Raw genomic sequence first — 20,018 nt, forward strand, 5'->3', positions numbered from 1 at the left:
CGTCCGGCCGCAGGTCATCCAGCGGACGACGGCTGGCGTCCGCGAGGGCGGCCTCAGCGGGATGCTGGCCGCAACCGGCTCTCCAGGGCCTTTGCGCCCCGAGGATGGCGCCGCGTTACCGGCTGTGCGAGGTCAGCCGCGCCAGCGGCGTGGCGGCACTGACGCCTGGGGCCACCGTGGTGGCGCCGGGGCGGCCGGGCTTGGCGTCTTCTTCATCGGCGCCCACCGCCAGTGCCGAGATGCTGTCGGGGTTGCGGCGCATGGCCACGCCCACGGCCAGGATGTCGATGACCAGCAGGTGCAGGATGCGGCTGACCATGGGCAGGTGGGTCTCGATGTCCTCCACGTGGTCCACGATCAGCGCCACGTCGGCTCGCCTGGCTAGCGGGCTCTGGCTGGCCGTGATGGCCACGACCTTGGCGCCGCGCTCCTGGGCCTTCTCCACCACCTGCAGCAGCTCCGGCAGGCGCCCGCCGCTGCTGATGGCGACGGCCACATCGCCCTCGCGCAGCACATCCGCCGCCAGCAGTTGCAGCCGCGGGTCGGTGTAGGCGCCGCAGGGCATGCCGAAGCGCAGGAACTTGAACTGCGCGTCCTGCGCGACGACGCCGTAGTGGCCCAGCGCGAAGAACTCGATGCGGCCGGCTGCCAGCAGCATCTCGGTGGCGCGGTCGATGGTGTCGCGGTTCAGGTGGCTGCGCACCTGCAGGATGGCGCTGGCCGTGTTGCCCAGCACCTTGGCGCCCAGCTCCAGCATGGAGTCGTTGGTGTTGACCTGCGTGTGCGTGACCGGCACCGTGCCCGTCAGGCCCGAGGCCAGGCGCAGCTTGAAGTCCGACAGGCCCTCGCAGCCCAGCGAGCGGCAGAAGCGGATGACGGTGGGCTGGCTGACGCCGGCCGCGCGGGCGATCTCGGCGATGGGGTCGTTCAGCACCGAGCGCGGCTGGGCCAGCACCAGGTCGGCCACGCGCAGCTCGGCCGGCGACAGTTCGCTGCGGGCGCGGCGGATCTGGCCGAGGATGGCCGAACCGGGCGAGGCCTGCAGGTGGCGCAGCTGGTTCTCGAGGATGGCGGAGGCGCCCTTGAACGTGGCGTGCTCGGCCGTGATGACGAAGGTGGGGATGGCCGAGACGTACTCGCGGAAGCGCCCCTTGTCCTCGAAGCGCGCACGGAACGGGCTGCGGTCGAAGTACTCGCCCAGGCGCGGCACGATGCCGCCGCCGATGTAGATGCCGCCCAGCGACCCCAGCGTCACCGCCAGGTTGGCCGCCGCCGTGCCCAGCAGGCCGCAGAAGACCTCCAGTGTCTCTAGGCACAGTGCGTCGCCATCGTCCAGCGCACGCTGCGTGATGGCGGGGGCGCCGAGCGGCTCGGCGCCGGCCACGCCGTTGCGGTCGGCCAGGGCCTTGTAGATCAGTTCCAGGCCGGGGCCGGAGATCAGGCGCTCGTAGGACACGTGGTCCTGGTCCAGGTGCTTCCACGCGAACTGCAGGATGTCCATTTCGCGCGCATCGCGCGGGCCGAAGTTGACGTGGCCGCCCTCGGTGCCCAGCGCGATCCAGCCTTCGCCCGCCGGGATCAGCCCCGACACGCCCAGCCCGGTGCCTGCGCCGAGCAGGCCGATGACGCTGGGTCGGCGCGCCTGGCCGCCGCCCACCTGGCGCACGTCTACCTCGGCCAGCCGCGGCAGCGCCATCGCCAGCGCGGTGAAATCGTTGACGACCACCAGCGTGTCCAGCCCCAGGCGCTGGCGCATTTCGTCGATGGAGAACTGCCAGTGGTAGTTGGTCATGCGCACGCGGTCGCCTTCCACCGGGTTGGCGATGGCGATGGCGGCGTGCGCGATCTGCTGGGCGCCGTCCTGCCAGCTCAGGCCGCTCAGGTAGGCGCGCACGGCGGCGTGAAAGTCGGCATGGTCGGCGCAGCGCAGCGAGGCCATCTGCGTGAACTCGCCGGGGCCGGTTTCCAGCGCGAAGCGGGCATAGGTGCCGCCGATGTCGGCAAGCAGGCGGGGGCTGTCGAAACGGGGCATCGGTGGGGCTGGGCAAACCGGTGAAGGAGAGGAAGCGGATTATTCAGCACGCCCGCGGCTCTCCACCGCGAGGCCTGGCAGCGCCAGATCTGTAGCTTCACTACGCTGTCAGTGCGGGTGAAAAACGGGTTTCAGAGAGAGGCTTCGGCATTTCCGCAGGGAGGCTGGGGTGAGTCTGCATTGCCGATGTGTTGTAGTTTTGCTACCGTCCGCGCCGACCCATTTTTCGAGTTTTCATGGCCGTGTTTCTACAGAAGCTGAATTCCATTCCTGCTGCCGCAAATGCCGCGGCGGCGGGCCGGGGGTGTGCATGAGCGCGCCCTATCCGTGGCTGGTGGCCGATGTTGGCGGCACCAATGCGCGCTTTGGCACGGTGTCCGGCCCGGGCGCCGGAGTCGAAGATGTGCGCGTGCTGCCGGTGGCGGCGCATGCCGGGCCGGCCGCCGCCGTGCGCCACTACCTGCAGGGTCGTGACGGCCCGGCACCGCGCAGCGTGGCGATGGCCCTGGCCACGCCGGTGCACGAGGACCGCATCGCGCTGACCAATGGTGCCTGGGACTTTTCCCGCCGTGCGACGCAGGCGGAGCTGGGCCTGCAGACCTTCCTGTGTCTGAATGACTTCGAAGCACAGGCGCTGTCGCTGCCGCGCCTGCGGCCGCACCAGCTGCGCCCCTGGGGCGAGGCGCCGGCGGCGGCCCAGCAGGTGCCGGTCGGCACGGTGCTGGCGGTCATCGGCCCCGGCACGGGGCTGGGCGTGGGTGGGGTCGTGCGCGCGCCGGGCCTGTGGCTGACGCTGCCGGGTGAGGGAGGGCATGCCACGCTGGCGCCCGGAGACGACTTCGAAAGCGAGGTGCTGGGCCATGCCCGGCGCGAGTTCCCGCACGTGTCCGCAGAGCGTTTCCTGTCGGGCATCGGCCTGCCGGTGCTGTGCCGCTCGGTTGCGGCCACGCTGGCGCAGGGCGAGGACGTGGCGGCGCTGACGACCGAGCAGATCGTCGCGCGCGGCCTGAGCGGCGAATCGCCCGCCTGCTCGCGCACGCTGGACGTGTTCTGCGCCATGCTGGGCGGCTTTGCCGGCAGCGTGGCGCTGACGCTGGGCTCGCGCGGCGGCGTGTTCATCGGCGGCGGCATCGTGCCCCGCCTGGGTGAGCGCTTCTTCCAGTCGGCGTTCCGCGCCCGCTTCGAGGCGAAGGGGCGCTTCCAGCCCTTCCTGGCCGGCATCCCCACGGCCCTCATCACCGACACGCTGGCAGCCCTGTCGGGCGCCGCGCTGGCGCTGGAGCAGGCTCAGGCCTGATGTCGTTCAGGCAGGGCGGCCGGGCGCCGCCTGCCTGAGCGCTGCGCTGCATCTCCCCATCCCGCTTCCCCTGCGCAGGGCTGCGGCGGCTGTTGGCTGCCGCCGGGCTCCGTGCGGTGTCGCGCCGCGCGTGGCGTGCCAGGCGCGCCGCCGCAGCGCCGCATGGGCTGTGCGGATGGCGTGACTTTGTTCACCCTTTCGCGCCCTGTTTAGTGGCTTTTGGGTGAATGTAGTTGAGCTACAGGACTGGCGATGCTGTTGCGAACTTGCGGCGCAATGCTCCCGTGATTTCACTTATTTGATGCTGGTTAACCCTTGGTATTGGGCCGAAATCTGGTCGTTTCTGCGCAACGTCTAGGGTTTACGCAGGTGCGGATCAAAATCTAGTTTTGATACAAACTTGGCTGAGACGTTGGGTTCTCGCCCCTGTGTGGTGCGCCGATGTGCCGGCGCCGTGCTGAGGGCCAAGCCGTTTTCCAATGAACCAGAGGAGACATCCATGACCCTGAACACCGAACAGCGCAGCACCGCCGCCCGCGCTTCCTTCCGCATCAGCCCGGTGGCCGTTGGCTGCGTGATGCTGATTGCAGCCGCCAGTGCCACCGCCCAACAAGCTGCGCCGCAGCAGCTCGAGACCGTCACCGTGACCGGCATCCGCAAGGGCATCGAGGCTGCCATCTCGGTCAAGCGCAACAGCGACTCCATCGTCGAAGCCATCTCGGCCGAAGACATCGGCAAGCTGCCCGACTCTTCCATCGCTGAGTCCATCGCCCGTCTGCCTGGCCTGACCGCGCAGCGCGTCAACGGTCGCGCCCAGGAAGTGCAGATCCGCGGCCTGGCTGGTCAGTTCGCCACCACGCTGCTCAACGGCCGCGAGCAGGTCAGCACCGGCGACAACCGCTCCGCCGAGTTCGACCAATACCCGTCCGAGCTGCTCAGCGGCGTCACCATCTACAAGACGCCCGATGCCGCGCTCGTCGGCCAGGGCTTGTCGGGCACCATCGACCTGCAGACCGTGCGTCCGCTGAATTTCGCCAGCCGGGCGATGGCCTTGAACCTTCGCGCCGAGAAGAACTCGCTCGGCCGCTTGAATCCGGGTGCTGCCAGCGACAAAGGCAGCCGTTTCAGCTTCTCTTACATCGATCAGTTCGCGGACCGTACGGTTGGCGTAGCTCTCGGCTATGCCCGACTGGACTCCCCGAATCAGAACAACTACTTCCGCAACTGGGGCTATCCGACCGGCAATGGCGCTGTTGGCGCCACGACCTACACCGACGTCCGCCTGCCAGGCGGCGTGCAGCTGCGCAACGAGTCGGCGTCCCAGAAGCGCAACGGCCTGATGGGCGTGGTGCAGTGGAAGCCCTCGAAGGACTTCGAGACCATCGTCGACGCCTACCACTCCACCTATGAGCGCATCGCGCTGCAGCGCGGCTTCGAGGCCGGTTTGGCCTGGTCGGGCGCGCAGCTTGTGAATCCGGTTGTGGAAGGCGCCACGCAGACCGGCCCGAACGCCTACAAGGGCGGCGTGCTGACCAAGGCCGATTACGTCGGCGTCAAGCCGGTGCTGCGCCACGATGCCAACGACCGTGACGACACGATCACCGCTCTGGGCTGGAACAGCAAGCTGGTGTTGAGCCCTGCACTGACGCTCGTTGGTGACCTGAGCTGGTCTAAAGCCAAGCGTCAGGAATCCATCATGGAGCTCTACGCAGGTACTGGTGCCGGCGGTTCGGGCGCGACTGACACCTTCAAGGTTTCGCTGCCGGTCGGTGGCGGCCTGCCCACCATCTCGGCGGGCCTGAACTATGCCGACCCGTCGCTGATCAAGCTGGTTGACGCCGGCGGCTGGGGTCAGGCGGGCTATCTGAAGAAGCCTGAAGTCAAGGACGAGATCAAGTCGGCCAAGTTGTCGGGCAAGTACAGCCAAGAGCTGCTGTTCTTCAGCGGTATCGAGGGCGGCGTCAACATCACGCAGCGTGAGAAGTCGCGCAACGTGCCGGAGTGGTTCCTTGATTTGAAGACTTCGCCGACCACCATCCCGGCCAACATGTTGTTCGCGTCGAACAGCATGGCTTATGCCGGCCTGGGTGACTTCATTTCTTACGACGCCCGCGCTGCCGCAGCGCAGTTCTACAACTTGCGCGCCAACCTGGGCAACAAGGACATCATCAACAAGGACTGGACGGTCAAGGAAACGATCACGACCGCTTTTGTCAAGGCCGACATTGATTCCGAGCTTCTGGGCATGCCGCTGCGCGGCAACCTTGGGGTGCAGGCTGTGAACGCTGAGCAGGAGTCGCGCGCGTTCAGCATTCAGGGCGGCACGACCAGCCCGACAACGCGTGGCACCGACTACACCGACTGGCTGCCCAGCATGAACCTGACGTGGCAGGTGGCAAACAACCAAAACGTGCGTTTCGGTGTTGCCCGCCAGATCACACGTCCGCGCATGGATGACATGCGTGCCACACAGTCCTACGGCGTCGACAACACGCGTCGCATCTGGACGGGCGACGGCGGCAACCCTGAGCTCAAGCCGTGGAAGGCCGATGCTGTTGACCTGTCGTACGAGTACTACTTCGGCAACAAGGGCTACGTGTCCGTCGCGGCTTATTACAAGGACCTGAAGACCTACATCTACAAGCAGAAGCTGAACGTCAACTTCCGCGAGCGCTTTGGCACGCTGACGCCTCCGGGCAGCGTGACGCCGGCCTCTGATATCGGCGAGTACGAAACCCAGGCCAATGGTCAGGGCGGCTCGATGTCTGGCGCGGAGTTGGCGGTGTCGGTGCCGCTCCAGATCGTGGCTCCCATCCTCGACGGCTTCGGCGTGCAATTGAGCTATGCCTATGTGCAGAGCAAGATCTCGCCGTTCGGCCCCGGCGACAGCCGCCCGCTGCCGGGTCTCTCGCCCAACACCTACAACCTGACGGCCTACTACGAGAAGTACGGCTTCTCGGCCCGTGTCAGCACGCGCATCCGCGACGGTTTCGTCGGCGAGGTGACGGGCTTCGGCGCCGACCGCACCTTCGAGTACGTCAAGAAGGAAAAGGTCACCGACCTGCAGCTCGGCTACGAGTTCCAGGGCGGCATGGCCAAGGGCCTGTCCGTGCTGTTCCAGATCAACAACGTCGGCAACGAGCCCTACGTCGAGTACTACAACAACGACCTCACGCAGACCAAGCAGTACACCAAGTACGGCAAGACCTACCTGTTCGGTGTGAACTACAAGTTCTGATCCACCGCGCAAGTGCTAGCGTGACAACCCTTGCCGGAGAAATCTGGCAGGGGTTTTTTCTTCACAGTGGCTGTTTGACATGACCGAGTTCTCGCAAGCGCCCGTGCGCCGCATCGTGATCCTGGGAGGCGGCAGTTCGGGCTGGATGACCGCAGCGGCACTGTCCAAGGTGCTCATGAATCAGGTGAGCATCCATCTGGTCGAATCCGAGGACATCGGCACCGTCGGTGTCGGTGAGGCCACCATTCCACAAATCCGGCAGTTCAACGCCGGGCTCGAGATGGACGAGGCGCAGTTCGTGCGCGAGACCCAGGCCACATTCAAGCTTGGCATCGAGTTCGTGAACTGGGCCCGCTTGGGCGACCGCTACATCCACAGCTTCGGCCAGGTGGGGCAGGACCTGGGCATGGTGCCCTTCCATCATTACTGGCTGAAGGCGCGCCGGCAGGGGCAGGCGGCCGATCTGTCTGAGTACGCCATCAATACGATGGCGGCACGCGCTGGCCGCTTTTCGCCTGAGGCGAGGGCGCCCGGCCTGCCCGCGCAGCCGGTGTACTTCGCCTATCACTTCGATGCCGGTCTCTATGCCCGCTTTCTGCGCAAGCTGAGCGAGGCGGCCGGTGTGGTGCGCCATGAAGGCAAGGTGGTCGACGTGCGCCAGCGCGGGCACGACGGGTTCATCGAAGCTCTGCAGCTCGTCTCCGGCGAGCTTATCGAGGGCGACCTCTTCATCGACTGTTCGGGCTTTCGCGGCCTGCTGATCGAGGAGGTGCTCAAGACCGGCTACATCGACTGGTCCGAGTGGCTGCCGATGGATCGGGCGGTGGCCGTGCCCTGCGAATCGTCCGGGCCGCCGCCGCCCTACACGCGGTCGACCGCGCATGCCGCGGGCTGGCAATGGCGCATCCCGCTGCAGCACCGGGTGGGCAACGGGCATGTCTACTGCAGCCGCTTCATCAGTGACGACGAGGCGACGTCCGTGCTGATGGGCAAGCTGGAAGGCCGCCCGCTGGCCGACCCGCGTCCGCTGCGCTTCACGACCGGCAAGCGCCGCAAGCTCTGGCACAAGAATGTCGTGGCCGTGGGCCTGGCCAGCGGCTTCCTGGAGCCGCTCGAATCCACGAGCCTGTACCTCGTGCAATCCAGCATCTCGCGGCTCATCCAGTTCTTCCCGCATGCCGGCTTCTCGCAGGCCGACATCGACGCTCACAACCGCCTCGCCGACGAAGAGTTCGAGCGCGTGCGCGACTTCATCATCCTGCACTACAAGGCCACCGAGCGCGACGACAGCCCGCTGTGGCGCTATGTGCGCGACATGCCCGTGCCCGAGCCGCTTCAGCACAAGCTCGACCTGTTCCGCCACACCGGGCGCATCCTGCGTTCGGCCGGCGACATCTTCACCGAGCCCAGCTGGCTGCAGGTGATGGAAGGCCAGCGCCTGCTCCCCCAGGCGCACCATCCGCTGGCGGATCTGCTCAAGCCCGAGGAGTGCGCGCACTTCGTGGCCGGTGTTCGCGAGGCGGTGCGCCGCCAGGTGGACAGCCTGCCGCTGCACGAGGACTTCATCCGTGAGCACTGCGCCGCAGCGCCGATGCGCTGACACTCGCCAGCCATGATCCAGCTGTTCAACCCCCGGCCGCGGGTGGAGGTGCTCGAGTTGAGGGCCGGCGCGCGCTGCGTCGTGCTGGACGATGTGCTGCTGGAGCCCGAGACCCTGGTGGCCTACGCCAGCCGCACCCCGCTCGAAGCACCCCAGGGCAACCTCTACCCGGGTGGCGTCGCGGCGTTGTCGGCGGAGTTCGACGCCCGCCTGCGTGACTGCTTCTGGCAGTACGCGCGCGGGCCGCTCCGCCTGCGGCGCTGCCAGGCTGCCTATGTGCGGCTGTCGATGGCCACCACGCCGCCGGCGCGGCTGCAACCCTTGCAGTGGCTCTGCCACCGCGATCGCATCGAGGAGGACGCGTCGCAGACCCTCTTCGCCGCCTCGGTGCTTTACCTGTTCCGCCAGCCGGCGCTCGGCGGCACGCGCTTCTTTGCGCCACGCTGCTCGCCCGAGGCGCTGGCCGCGCTCTACAGCGATGCCGAGACCCTGGGCCCCGAGGCCTTCACGGCGCGCCATGGCGTCGCGCCCGGCTACCCGGGTGCCGACTCCACCCATTTCGAGTGCATCGCCACCGTGCCGGCCGCCTGGAACCGCATGATCATCTACGACGGTGGCGCCTATCACTGCGCCGCCATCGACCACCCCGAACTGCTGAGCGACGACCCGGCCACCGGCCGCCTGACCGTCAACGGCTTCTTCCCCTGCCGGCGCGCGAGCGCCGGGCTGTGACGCGCATGAACCACGCCCCCCTGAAGGACATCGTCATCGTCGGCGGCGGCACGGCCGGCTGGATGACCGCCGCGGCCCTGTCCACCGTGCTGCGCGGCCAGTACCGCATCCGCGTCGTGGAATCGGACGAGATCGGCACCGTGGGTGTCGGTGAAGCCACCATCCCGCAGATCCAGCGCTTCAACGCCGTGCTCGGCCTGAACGAAGCTGAGTTCGTCCGCGAGACGCAGGGCACCTTCAAGCTCGGCATCGAGTTCGTGAACTGGGGGCGCCTGGGCGAGCGCTACATGCACGGCTTCGGCCGCCTCGGCCAGGACGTGTGGACGGTGCCCTTCGACCAGTACTGGCACCGGCTGCGGGCCCAGGGCCGCGCGCATCCGCTGGAGCAGTACTCCATCACACGGATGGCCGCCAAGGCCAACAAGTTCATGCCCGCACGGCCCGACCTCGGCAACTCGCCGCTGGCCGACATCGCCTACGCCTACCACTTCGACGCCAGCCTCTACGCCCGCTACCTGCGCCGCCTCAGCGAGTCGCGCGGCGTGCAGCGTACCGAAGGCCGCATCAGCCATGCCACGCGGCGCGGGGAGGGCGCCCACGCGGGCCACATCGATGCCGTCGTGCTGGAAAGCGGCGAGCGCATCGCGGGCGATCTCTTCATCGATTGCTCGGGCTTTCGCGGCCTGCTGATCGAGCAGACCCTGCAGGCCGGCTTCGAGGACTGGACGCACTGGCTGCCCTGCGACCGCGCGCTGGCGGTGCCGTGCGAGTCGGTGTCGCCGCTGACGCCCTACACCCGCTCTACCGCCCACCGTGCCGGCTGGCAATGGCGCATCCCGCTGCAGCACCGCACCGGCAATGGCCACGTCTACTGCAGCCAGCACATCAGCGACGACGAAGCTGCGGCGACGTTGCTGGCCAACCTCGACGGCCGGCCCCTTGCTGACCCGCGACCGATCCGCTTTCGCACCGGCATGCGGCGCCTGGCCTGGCACGAAAACGTCGTCGCCATCGGGCTGGCCAGCGGCTTCCTGGAGCCGCTGGAGTCCACCAGCATCTACCTGATCCAGCAGGGCATCCAGCAGCTCATCGACTTCTTCCCCGACCGCGGCTTCAGCCCGGCGGACGTTGCCGAGTTCAACCGTGCCAACCGCTTCCACTACGAACGCATTCGCGATTTCATCATCCTGCACTACCACCTCAACCAGCGTGACGATGCGCCGTTCTGGCAGGCTTGCGCCGCGATGGCCGTGCCCGAGACGCTGACGGAAAAGATGGACCTCTACCGCAGCCGTGGCCGCGTCGTGCGGCGCGACAACGAGTTGTTCGCCGAGGTTGGCTGGATCCAGGTGATGGAGGGCCAGAACCTGCACCCCGAGGCTGCCCATCCGCTCGCCGGGCTGCTCGACGACGCCGTCGCGCAGGAGCACCTGGAGCGCGTGCGCCAGGTTGTGGCCAAGTGCGTGGAGGTCATGCCCGGCCACGCCGACTACATCGCCCAGCATTGCGCCGCATGAAGGCTCCGTCCATGCCCACCCGCCGCTCGGTCCTCGCCACCGCCGCCACCCTCGCCCTGCCTGCCTTGCCTGCCATGAGTGCCACGCCCACCGCGCCCGCTGTCGCCTTCGACACCGTCGCCGACATGCCCCACCTGCCCTGGACCCGCCAGGCTGTCATCTACCAGATCAATGTGCGCCAGTACTCCCAGGCCGGCACGCTGGCTGCGGTGCAGGCGGACCTGCCACGCCTGAAGGCACTGGGCGTGGACATCCTGTGGCTGATGCCGCTGCAGCCCATTGGCAAGCTCAACCGCAAGGGCACGCTCGGCAGCTACTACTCCATCAGCGACTACACCGCCGTGAACCCCGAGTTCGGCAGCGTGGCCGATGCCAAGGCCTTCGTCGCGGCGGCGCAGGCGCAGGGCATGAAGGTCATCCTGGACTGGGTGCCCAACCACACCGCGTGGGACCACCCCTGGGCCACGCAGCACAAGGACTGGTATCAGCTCGACGCCAAGGGGGAGCTGTTCCCTGTCACCTTCGGCGAGGGCGCCACGGTCGAGTACTGGACCGACGTCATCGCGCTGAACTACAAGAATCCGGCGCTGCGCGACGCGATGCTGGACGCGATGAAGTTCTGGGTGCGCGAAGTGGGCATGGACGGCTTCCGCTGCGACGTCGCCAGCCTGGTGCCTATCGACTTCTGGGTACGCGCGCGCCGCGAACTGGACGCCGTGAAGCCCATGTTCATGCTGGCCGAGTCCGACGCCGTGGCGCTGCACACCAGCGGCGCCTTCGACATGACCTACTCTTGGGACCTGCCTGACCAGGTATTCAAGAAGATCGGCAAGGGCGAGCCCGGCGCGCCGCTGCTGAAGGCCTGGCTGCAGAAGCAGCCGGCCGGCTACCCGGCGCATGCCTACCGCATGCGCTTCACCAGCAACCATGACTACAACTCCTGGCATGGCAGCGATGCGGAGTTGTACGGCGACGCCCATCAGGCGCTGGCGGTGCTGAGCTTCACGCTGCCCGGCATGCCGCTGATCTACAACGGGCAGGAAGCCCGCCTCAACAAGCGGCTGGCCTTCTTCGAGAAGGACGCCATCGCGTGGAACACCTACGAGCTGACGGCCTTCTACCAGCAGCTCATCGCGTTCAAGCACCGGCACCCGGCGCTGGCGGCAGGCCAGTACGGCGCGCCGGTGGTGCTGCTGGATGCACCAGACGGCGTGGTGGCCTTCGAGCGTCGGCTGGGTGCGGACGTGGTGCGCGTGGCGGTCAACCTCACCGCGCGGCCGCAGACCTGGCGCAGCCACGCGCTCAAGGCCTGGGGCTGGTGGCTGGCTTGAGGCTGCTTGTCACCGGCTTGAACGGCACGCTGGCCCCGCGCCTGGCGCAGGCCGCGCGCGCGGCCGGGCATGCCGTCATCGGCTGGAACCGTGTGGCCGTGGACCCCGAGGATGAAGCCGCTTCGGCCCGCTGGCTGGCCGAGCAGCAGCCCGACGCCATCGCCCACCTGGGCATGGGGTCGGCGCGCTTCGCCGGCTGGCTCGCGGCGCATTGCGAGCGGCTGGTGTTCACAAGCACGGCCATGGTGTTTGGCGGTGCGCCGGACGGCCCGCACGACGTGGCCGATGCGCGCACCGCGACGGACGACTACGGCCGCTACAAGATTGCCTGCGAGGACGCCATCCGGGCGGCCAGCGGCCGTGCTGCCATCGCCCGTATCGGCTGGCAGATCGACCCGAGCCAGCCCGGCAACAACATGCTGATGGCGCTGGACGAGTGGCAGCGCCGCGAGGGCCGCGTGGCGGCCAGCCGCGCGTGGACGCCGGCCTGCTCCTTCATGGCCGACACGGCCGCGGCGCTGCTGGCGCTGATCGAGCAGCCGCAGCCCGGCGTGCATCACCTGGACAGCAATGCGCAGGAGGCCTGGCGCTTCGACGAGCTGGTGCATGCCCTGGCCCGCGCGCACGGGCGGGACTGGCAGGTCGTGGCCACCGAGGACTACCGCCACGACCAGCGCCTGGTCGGCGGCCCCTGTGGTTTGCCGCCGCTGTCAGCCCGCCTGGCCTGCTTGGCCCGCTTGGGCGGTTGAAGGCAGGCTGCGGCCGCCGGTCTGCAGGCGCTGGGCCCGCGCCACGGCGAACTCGCTGGGCTGCAGGAAGGCGGTCAGCGCCTCGCGCTGCGCCAGGCCGTCCTGCTCGCCCAGCTCGATGAGCTCGCGCGTGTAGGCACTTTCAAACAGCAGGTAGCTCGCCAGCGCGGCGCCCTGGCGCTGGCCGTCGCGCACGCCGCTGGAGCGCAGCAGCATTTGCACCGCGCGCGGCAGGTGGTGGATGTGGCGGGAGGCAATGTCGTCCAGCCGTTGGCTGGGCGTGATGACGATGGCGTCGATGGGCTGCAGCGGATGGCCGGCACGCTGCTCGGGCGTCAGTGCTTCCAGCGTTCGGTTCACGCGCTGCATGCGCTCGATGTCGGAGTGCAGGGCGTCCAGGAAGATGCTGGCCATCGCGTGGCCGGCCACCTGCGCGAGGCTGGGGTAGCGGTGGCTGTCGGGGATGTCATCCTGTGGTTGGTGCATGCGCCCGGCGCCGATGATGACCAGCCGCTTGGCGCCGAGGTGGATGGCCGGCGACAGCGGCGATGACTGGCGCATCGAGCCGTCGCCGTACCACTGGCCGCGCCCGTCATGGTGCAGCCGGGTGGCCGGGAAGATGAAGGGGATGGCCGACGACGCCAGCAGGTGCTCGTGCATCAGCATCGTGGGCGCGGCGATGCGCTGATTGCGTATCCAGGTCGGGATGGGGGCGCTGCTTTGGTAGAAGGTTGCGTGCAGGCCGGTGGAGTAACTGGACGCGCTGATCGCCAGCGCATGCAGATGGCGCCGGGCCAGCAGGCTGGGCAGCCGGTGCATGGGCACCACCTCGCGCAGCAGCGCGCCCAGCGGCGAGTTGTCCAGCAATGAGCGCGGGCGGAAGCGCCGCATGGCCCAGCCCATGGACATCACGCTCAGCCAGCGCAGCCCGTTCGTCACCAGGCCCAGCGTGTCGCAGCGGTAGACCTGCTGGGCATGGAAGTTGGCCCAGACCTTGACGAGGTTGTCCACGCCGGTGTCGAACATGTCGGCATGGCAGGCCAGCGCCGCGCCGTTGATGGCACCGGCCGAGGTGCCCGAGATCACGCCGAACGGGTTGTCGTCGCGGTGGGTGGGGTCGGTCACGTCCTGGCGGATGCGGGCGATGGCCTTCAACACGCCCACTTGGTAGGCGGCACGCGCACCGCCGCCGCTCAGCACCAACCCGGTGAGTGGCATGGCATGCATGGTGTTCTCCCGGCAGCGGCTAGAAGAGTTCGATCCGCGGCCCGTTGACGACGGCCAGCGCGACAGGCTCCTCCTGTGCCGGCGCGTTGCCCGGGCGCAGCGGCACGACGGTGCCGCGCTGGCCGCTGCCCACGGCCAGCACATGGGCCACGCGCTGCGACTGCATCACGTAATCCTTGGTCCAGCGCTGCAGCAGCTCCTCCAGCAGCATCGGGGGCGGCGGGGCCTGGCCGTCGATGAGCTGGTAGAGCTGCGCGAAGTGGGTGGACAGGCTGCCCAGCGCGTGGTTGATCTGCTCCAGCAACTGGCGGTTGATGTCCTGGAACTGCATGTCGCCCAGCGTGTCGACGATGTCCGACGTGACATCGGCGATGCCGTGATCCATCTGCTCGGACAGCTGGCCGAGGTAGGGCACGACCTCGCTCAGCGTTTGGCTCATGTTCTGGATGTGGCGTGAGATCTCGCCCAGCTGGGCCGCAGAGCTTTCACCCACCTCGGCCTCCAGTTGGGCGGCCTCGCGCTCGATGGCCTGGGCCGCCTGCTGGATGCCCTGGGTGACTTGCTTGGCGGCATCGGCCGTCTGCGTCGACAGGCGGCGCACCTCACCGGCCACCACCTTGAAGCCCGAGCCCTCGTTGCCGGCACGCGCCGCCTCGATGGCGGCGTTGATGGCCAGCATATTGGTCTGGCGCGCGATGTCGCTGATGAGCTCGGCCAGCGGCGCCAGATGCCGCACCTGGTCGGCGGAGTTGCGCACGCGCTGCAGGAACTCCAGGCGGGTCTTCTCGAACACCTCCTGGTGCGAGGCCAGGTCAGCGACCGCGGCAGCATGCTCGGTGCTCTGCTGCAGCGAGGCGACCGACAGCTGCTCCGAGCGCGCGACCGCGTCCACCACGCGCTGGCGCAGGTCGGTCGTGCGGCTGTGCACGCGGTCCAGGCGGCCGCACATGGCCAGCACGGCGGTCTCGGAGGTCTGTATCGTTGCGTTGACCTGCTGGCCCAGCACCGAGAAGGCCTGCTGCAGCGTCGAGATGTCCTGCGCGACGACGGTGTTCGCATCCGGGTGCTGCATGGCTGCGGCGGCAGGCGGGGTGCGGCGGCGCTGCTGCCAGCGCTGGGCTTGCCAGCCCAGCACGGCGCCGCCAGCGGCCCACAAAAGTGGCGCGCCGGCGCTGCTGCAGGACGCAGCGCCTTGCAGCGCGAAGGCCATCAGGGCCGTGCCGGCACCCACGCCCAGCAGGGCGAGGCGGTGTGATTTCAGCCAGTGCGCAGCCGTGCCCAGGGCACCGCGGGGCGCGCCGTTGCTGGCGTCAACCGGTGGGGAATCGGTGGAATCCATGGTGGGCTCCTCAAAGGCCAGGGATGACCTGACGGATGACTTGCAGCAGCTCGTTGCCGCCCACGGGCTTGACCAGCCAGCCGGTCGCGCCGTTGCGCTTGGCCTCGTCGCGCTTGCCCTGCTGGCTTTCGGTGGTGAGCGCCAGGATGGGCGTGAAGCGCAACAGCTTGCGGGCTTCCTGGATCAGGCCCAGGCCGTCGAGCTTGGGCATGTTGATGTCGGTGATGATCAGCGCCGGCTTCAGGCCGCCCTTGAGCTTTTCCAGCGCGGCGCTGCCATCCGTGGCGGTTTCCACGGTCAGGCCGCTGATGGTCAGCGTCTTGCTGAGGCTCATGAGCATGGTCGCCGAGTCGTCGACGAGAAGAATGGTCTTGTTCATGCGGCGCTCCCGGGTGAGGTGGGGATGGGGGACAGGCCCAGGGCTTGGCACAGCCAAGGGTCGGCCGGCGGGGCTTTGACGGCCGGCGCAAAGGCCAGCAGCGTCTGCAGCAGCGCGGTGTGCAGCGACTCGCAGCGGCCCAGGTGCACCGTCGGGCGGGGCTTGCTGCGCAGCCAGGTCAGCAGCCCTTCGGCGTCTTCGGCGCCGAGGTGACCTTCCAGCGCCGCGTAGGTCTTGAGGTAGCGGATGGCCATCAGAGCAGCTCCTTGGGGTTGAGGATCATCAGCACGCTGCCGTCACCCATCAGCGCCGAGCCGGCAAAGCCGGTCATGCCGCCGAGCACGCCTTCCAGGGGGCGCAGGATGATGTCGGAGGTGCCGTCGAATTCGTCGACCACCAGGCCCACGGGCTCGCCGCCCCAGCGCAGCACCAGCACGGCGTGCTCGCGCTCGGTGTTCAGGCGCTGCGGCTCGTCCATGCCCAGCAGTTCATTCAGGCTGCGCAGCGGCACGATGCGACCGCGCAGCACCACCGTTTGCGCCGACTTGAAGCGGTGGATGTCCTCGGCCGGCACGCGCACGGTCTCGACGATCAGGTCCATCGGCACGCCGAAGCGGCAGCCGGCCGAGCGGATCATCATCACGTGCGTGACCGCCATGGACAGCGGCAGCGTCAGGGTCAGCGTGGTGCCCTGGCCGCGTACGCTGTGCAACTGCACCGTGCCGTTGACCCGCTCCACCGCCGAGCGCACGACGTCCATGCCGACGCCGCGCCCCGACAGGTCCGAGATGCTCTCGGCCGTGGAGAAGCCCGGCAGGAAGATCAGCTGCGCCGCCTCGGCCTCGGTCAGTGCATCGGCACGGTCCGCCGGGATCAGGCCACGTTCCACGGCCTTGCTGCGCACGCGGGCGGTGTCGATGCCGGCGCCGTCATCGTTGATGTCCAGCACCACGCGGTCACCGTCCTGGCGGGCGCTCACACGCAGTGTGCCGTGGGCAGGCTTGCCGGCGGCCACGCGCACCTCGGGCGTCTCGATGCCGTGATCCAGGCTGTTGCGCAGGATGTGGATCAGCGGGTCGGCCAGGCTTTCGATGACGTTCTTGTCGGCCTCGGTGTCTTCACCCTCGATGACCAGTTGCACCTCCTTGCCCAGGCGCTTGGAGATGTCGCGCACCAGGCGGCCGAAGCGCTGGAACACCGTGCCCACCGGCAGCATGCGCACCTGCATGATGGCGTGCTGCATGTCCTCGGCGATGCGGTTGATGACGGCGTACTGGTTCTTGATCTCGCGGGCCAGCTCGCGCTGGCGGAAGTGCGTCTCGGCACGCTGGGCCAGGTAGGGCAGGGCGTTCTTGGCCACCACCATCTCGCCGATGAGGTCCATCAGGCGGTCGATCTTGTCCTGCGCAACCTTCAAGACCTTGTGGCTGCCGCGCTCGGTGCTGGCCTCGTCGGGCAGGCTGCTGACCGTGCCGGCACTGGCGCTGGGCGCTGTGGCGATGCCGCGCGCGGCGGCGGGGGCGTCGGCAACGACCGGGCCCAGCGGGTGATGCTGGCGGGCCCAGCTGGCCAGTGCCGGTGCGCTGGCGTCGTCACTGGGCAGTGCGGTGCGAGCCTCCACCAGCGCCGCGCCGTCGACGCCCGGCAGGCCGCTGCGCAGGCCCAGCAGGTTGAGCAAGACCTGGCGGGCGGCGGCCACCGTGCCCCCGGTGGGCACCGGGCGCTGCAGCACGGCGATCTGGTCGCTCCAGAGCTGGGCCAGCCGCTGGGCCAGCAGCTGCTGGTGGGCGTCGTCCAGCTGTGGCGCGGCGGGCTCGGCGGGCAGCGTGACGATCTCGCACTGCTCGGGCACGTAGCGGAAGTGCTCCTGCAGATAGGCCTCGGGGCTGCTGCTCAGCATGAGGAAGCCGAGCTGGCAGCGGTAGCAGTCGAACGCGTCCAGCGGCCCCCAGTCGTCGGGCTTCAGCACCTCCATCGCGAGCAGACCCGGCGTGAGCTGGGCGAGCTTCCACGGGTCCTCGCCCTTGAAGAAGCACTCCGGCTCCGGCAGGTAGCGCAGCACGCAGTAGCCGGGCTTGGCGAGGGCCTGCCACTCGGGCTTCAGCGGGCTGGCCCAGGCCGGCAGCGGCGCGGCGGCGCTGGCGGGCACCGGCTTGACGGCGGGCGGCGCCGGCACGGCCGCAGGGGCCGCGGCGGCCTGTGAGGCCCGGGCCGGCGTGGCGACCGGGGCAGCTGCGGGGCCGCCGAGGAAGGCGCGCAGCGCTCGCGCCAGCTCCTGGGAGCGTGCCATCGCGTCGTCCGGCAGCTGGCCCTGGGCTGCGATCGCGTCGATCAGTTCGGCGCTGTGGTCCATCGCGGCAAACAGCGCGTCGGCCATCGCGGTGTTGTAGGTGAGCTTGCCGGAACGCACCTGGTCGAGCAGGTCCTCGCCGGCATGCACCACATGCTCCAGGGCGCCGAACTCGAACAGCCCGCAGTTGCCCTTGAGCGTGTGCACGGAGCGGAACAGGTCGTTCAGCAGGTCCGGTGCGTCGGGCCGGCGTTCGATGTCCAGCAGGCGCTGGCCGATGGCCTCGAGGCACTCGCGCGCCTCCAGCACGAACTGTTCGAGGATTTCGCTGCTGGTGTTCATCGTGCAACTCCAGGAATCGGGTGAGCGGCCGCGGCCTGCGCAGCGGCTTCGGCGTCGCCCAGCAACAGGGCCGCCGTCAGCACCAGCTCGGCAGGGCGGGTCGGCTTGACGAGGTAGCAGTTCGCGCCGGCGTCCTGCGCGGTCGAGGCATCCTGCAACTGCGCTTCGGTGGAGACCATCATCACGGGCGCCTGCTGCGAGGCTGGCAGACGGCGCAGTTCCCGCACGAAGCCGTAGCCGTCGAGCTTGGGCATGTTGACGTCCACCACATACAGGTCGAACGGGCGCACGGCGCCGGCGGCGATGACCTTCTCCACGGCCTCGAGGCCGTTGATCGCCTCGTCGGTCTGCCAGCCGGCGTCGCCCAGCAGCTTGCGGTGGTACATGCGGATGGTGGCCGCGTCATCGACCACGAGGATGCGAGCGGCAGTCATGGCGCCTCTCCTGTCAGGGGTTTTTGGTAGACCATGGCGTCGGCGAAGCGACGCACGCGGTACAGCGCGCTGATGCGGCTCATCGATTCCGAGTGCCCGAGGCAGATGAAGCCGCCCGGGCTGAGCGCGTCGTACATCGCCTCGGCGGCCGCGCGCCGCGAGACGTCATCGAAGTAGATGAGCAGGTTGCGGCAGAAGATCAGGTCGATGTCGCGGAAGCGCTGGGTGTCGGCCGGGTCGCTGAGGTTCACGCGTGAGAACTCCACCGCCGCGACCAGGTCACGCGAGATGGCCCATTCGTTGTCGCCGCGCCGGGTGAAGTACTTGTCCAGCCAGTGCTTGGGCAGGTTGGCCACCGAGCGCGCGCTGTAGACGCCGCGCTGCGCCGCGTCCAGCACCTGGGTGTCGATGTCCGAGGACAGGATCTCGACATCGTGCCGGTTGATGCCGGGCCAGCGTTCCAGCAGGTGCATCGCGATGGAGTAGGGCTCCTCGCCGGTGGAAGACGGGATGGACCAGATGCGCAGCGGCTCGTTGCCGCGCTTGCGCGTGACCAGCTCGTCGAGCAGGTTGTTGCTCATGCAGTCGAACTGGTAGGACTCGCGCAGGAAGTAGGTCTCGTTGACCGTCATCGAGTTCACCAGGTGCTGCAACTCCAGGCCCTGCGACTCGAAGCGCAGCGCAATGAAGTACTCGCGGAAGCTGTTGGCGCCGGTGGCTTCCATGCGGTCCACGAGCCGCTTGTCGACGAAGTAGCGCTTGTTCTCGTCGAAGTGAATGCCGGTCTTGCGGTAGAAGAATTCCCTGAACTTCAGGAAGTCTGCATCCGTGACCGCACGCTCGACGCGCGCCGATGGGGTGCGCAGGGCTGAGGTCATGACGTTTCAATCCTGCTGATGGCGACGTCGGCCGCGAACTGGATGAACGCGTCGCTGTCGAAGCGCTCGCGCGCGCTGCGCAAGGCAGGGAGGTCGGCCACGCTGCCCACTTCCGCGAGCACCTCCAGCGCTGCCGCGACGACGTTGATGTGCGACTCGTGGCGCAGCACCTGCTGCAGCCAGTGCGGCACCTGCGCGTGGCGCAGGTCGCCCATCAGGTTGACGCTGAAGATGCGCACGTCCGGGTCGGGGTCCAGCAGCAGCCGGTCCATGCACGGGGCCACCAGGTCCGGCATGGCGGCCAGCGCTTCGATGGCGCCGTTGCGCAAGCCGGCATCCTCGGTGCGCAGCAGCGGCAGCAGGGCTTGCACGGCGGCGTCGCTGGCGATGTGGCCCAGGCTGTTGAACAGGGCCTCGCGCACGCTGGGCTCGGTCTCGTGCGACAGGGCCTGGCCCAGGCTCAGCGCGGCATCGGGGAAGGCGGCGAGGTCGCGCGCGGCGTGCCGGCGTTGGCGCGGGTCGGCGTCGTTGAGTTGCTGTTGCAGCCCACGCAGGTCACGGGTGAGCTGACGAGGCTGAACCGCGTGCAAGGGGGCAACAGGTGTCTTGCGCAGAGCCATGACGCATGCTCCT

Annotated in this window: 16 protein-coding genes; 7 read left to right on the forward strand and 9 right to left on the reverse strand. The window is 68.5% G+C overall.

The window, feature by feature from the left end; all coding sequences use genetic code 11:
• Positions 1–115: 115 nt before the first annotated feature.
• Positions 116–2,032 (reverse strand): glucokinase, encoded by a 1,917-nt coding sequence (locus tag NYO99_RS04175; protein ID WP_268165832.1) that lies wholly within the window; start codon positions 2,030–2,032, stop codon positions 116–118.
• A 310-nt stretch (positions 2,033–2,342) separates the two neighbouring features.
• Between NYO99_RS04175 and glk the strand changes: the two genes are divergently transcribed.
• The 7 genes from glk to NYO99_RS04210 all read left to right on the forward strand — a co-directional run bounded on the left by glk (position 2,343) and on the right by NYO99_RS04210 (position 12,496).
• Entirely contained in the window at positions 2,343–3,329 is a 987-nt protein-coding gene (glk, locus tag NYO99_RS04180; RefSeq protein ID WP_268165833.1) for a glucokinase, read from the forward strand.
• Between the two features lie 499 nt (positions 3,330–3,828).
• Positions 3,829–6,567, forward strand: coding sequence for a TonB-dependent receptor (locus tag NYO99_RS04185; protein ID WP_268165834.1), 2,739 nt, complete (start codon positions 3,829–3,831; stop codon positions 6,565–6,567).
• A 79-nt stretch (positions 6,568–6,646) separates the two neighbouring features.
• A complete protein-coding gene (locus NYO99_RS04190) occupies positions 6,647–8,167 on the forward strand; it encodes a tryptophan halogenase family protein (protein WP_268165835.1) in 1,521 nt (506 codons plus the stop codon).
• Positions 8,168–8,179: 12 nt separating this feature from the next.
• Positions 8,180–8,899, forward strand: coding sequence for a DUF6445 family protein (locus NYO99_RS04195; protein WP_268165836.1), 720 nt, complete (start codon positions 8,180–8,182; stop codon positions 8,897–8,899).
• Between the two features lie 5 nt (positions 8,900–8,904).
• Entirely contained in the window at positions 8,905–10,416 is a 1,512-nt protein-coding gene (locus NYO99_RS04200; protein ID WP_268165837.1) for a tryptophan halogenase family protein, read from the forward strand.
• Complete coding sequence (locus NYO99_RS04205; protein WP_268165838.1) at positions 10,413–11,747, forward strand: alpha-amylase family glycosyl hydrolase; 1,335 nt, start codon at positions 10,413–10,415, stop codon at positions 11,745–11,747. The genes NYO99_RS04200 and NYO99_RS04205 overlap by 4 nt, the downstream gene beginning before the upstream one ends.
• Positions 11,744–12,496, forward strand: a complete 753-nt coding sequence (locus tag NYO99_RS04210; protein ID WP_268165839.1) for a sugar nucleotide-binding protein — start codon at positions 11,744–11,746, stop codon at positions 12,494–12,496. Before NYO99_RS04205 ends, NYO99_RS04210 begins: the two co-directional genes overlap by 4 nt.
• Here the strand turns inward: NYO99_RS04210 and NYO99_RS04215 are convergent.
• Genes NYO99_RS04215 through NYO99_RS04250 form a run of 8 tightly spaced genes read right to left on the reverse strand, consistent with a single transcriptional unit; the run spans position 12,458 to position 20,005 of the window.
• Positions 12,458–13,723, reverse strand: coding sequence for a patatin-like phospholipase family protein (locus tag NYO99_RS04215; protein WP_268165840.1), 1,266 nt, complete (start codon positions 13,721–13,723; stop codon positions 12,458–12,460). The two genes, NYO99_RS04210 and NYO99_RS04215, sit on opposite strands and share 39 nt — an antisense overlap.
• A 19-nt stretch (positions 13,724–13,742) precedes the next feature.
• Entirely contained in the window at positions 13,743–15,062 is a 1,320-nt protein-coding gene (locus NYO99_RS04220; RefSeq protein ID WP_268165841.1) for a methyl-accepting chemotaxis protein, read from the reverse strand.
• Between the two features lie 10 nt (positions 15,063–15,072).
• Entirely contained in the window at positions 15,073–15,441 is a 369-nt protein-coding gene (locus NYO99_RS04225) for a response regulator (protein WP_268165842.1), read from the reverse strand.
• Positions 15,438–15,695 (reverse strand): hypothetical protein, encoded by a 258-nt coding sequence (locus NYO99_RS04230; protein ID WP_268165843.1) that lies wholly within the window; start codon positions 15,693–15,695, stop codon positions 15,438–15,440. The genes NYO99_RS04225 and NYO99_RS04230 overlap by 4 nt, the downstream gene beginning before the upstream one ends.
• Entirely contained in the window at positions 15,695–18,073 is a 2,379-nt protein-coding gene (locus NYO99_RS04235) for a chemotaxis protein CheA (protein ID WP_268165844.1), read from the reverse strand. Before NYO99_RS04235 ends, NYO99_RS04230 begins: the two co-directional genes overlap by 1 nt.
• On the reverse strand, positions 18,070–18,507 hold the full coding sequence (locus NYO99_RS04240; protein ID WP_268165845.1) for a response regulator: 438 nt from the start codon (positions 18,505–18,507) through the stop codon (positions 18,070–18,072). Before NYO99_RS04240 ends, NYO99_RS04235 begins: the two co-directional genes overlap by 4 nt.
• A complete protein-coding gene (locus NYO99_RS04245; RefSeq protein ID WP_268165846.1) occupies positions 18,504–19,385 on the reverse strand; it encodes a CheR family methyltransferase in 882 nt (293 codons plus the stop codon). The genes NYO99_RS04240 and NYO99_RS04245 overlap by 4 nt, the downstream gene beginning before the upstream one ends.
• Positions 19,382–20,005, reverse strand: a complete 624-nt coding sequence (locus tag NYO99_RS04250) for a HEAT repeat domain-containing protein (protein ID WP_268165847.1) — start codon at positions 20,003–20,005, stop codon at positions 19,382–19,384. The genes NYO99_RS04245 and NYO99_RS04250 overlap by 4 nt, the downstream gene beginning before the upstream one ends.
• Positions 20,006–20,018 lie beyond the last annotated feature (13 nt).

This window comes from Roseateles hydrophilus (assembly GCF_026712245.1).
GTDB lineage: Bacteria > Pseudomonadota > Gammaproteobacteria > Burkholderiales > Burkholderiaceae_C > Pelomonas > Pelomonas hydrophilus.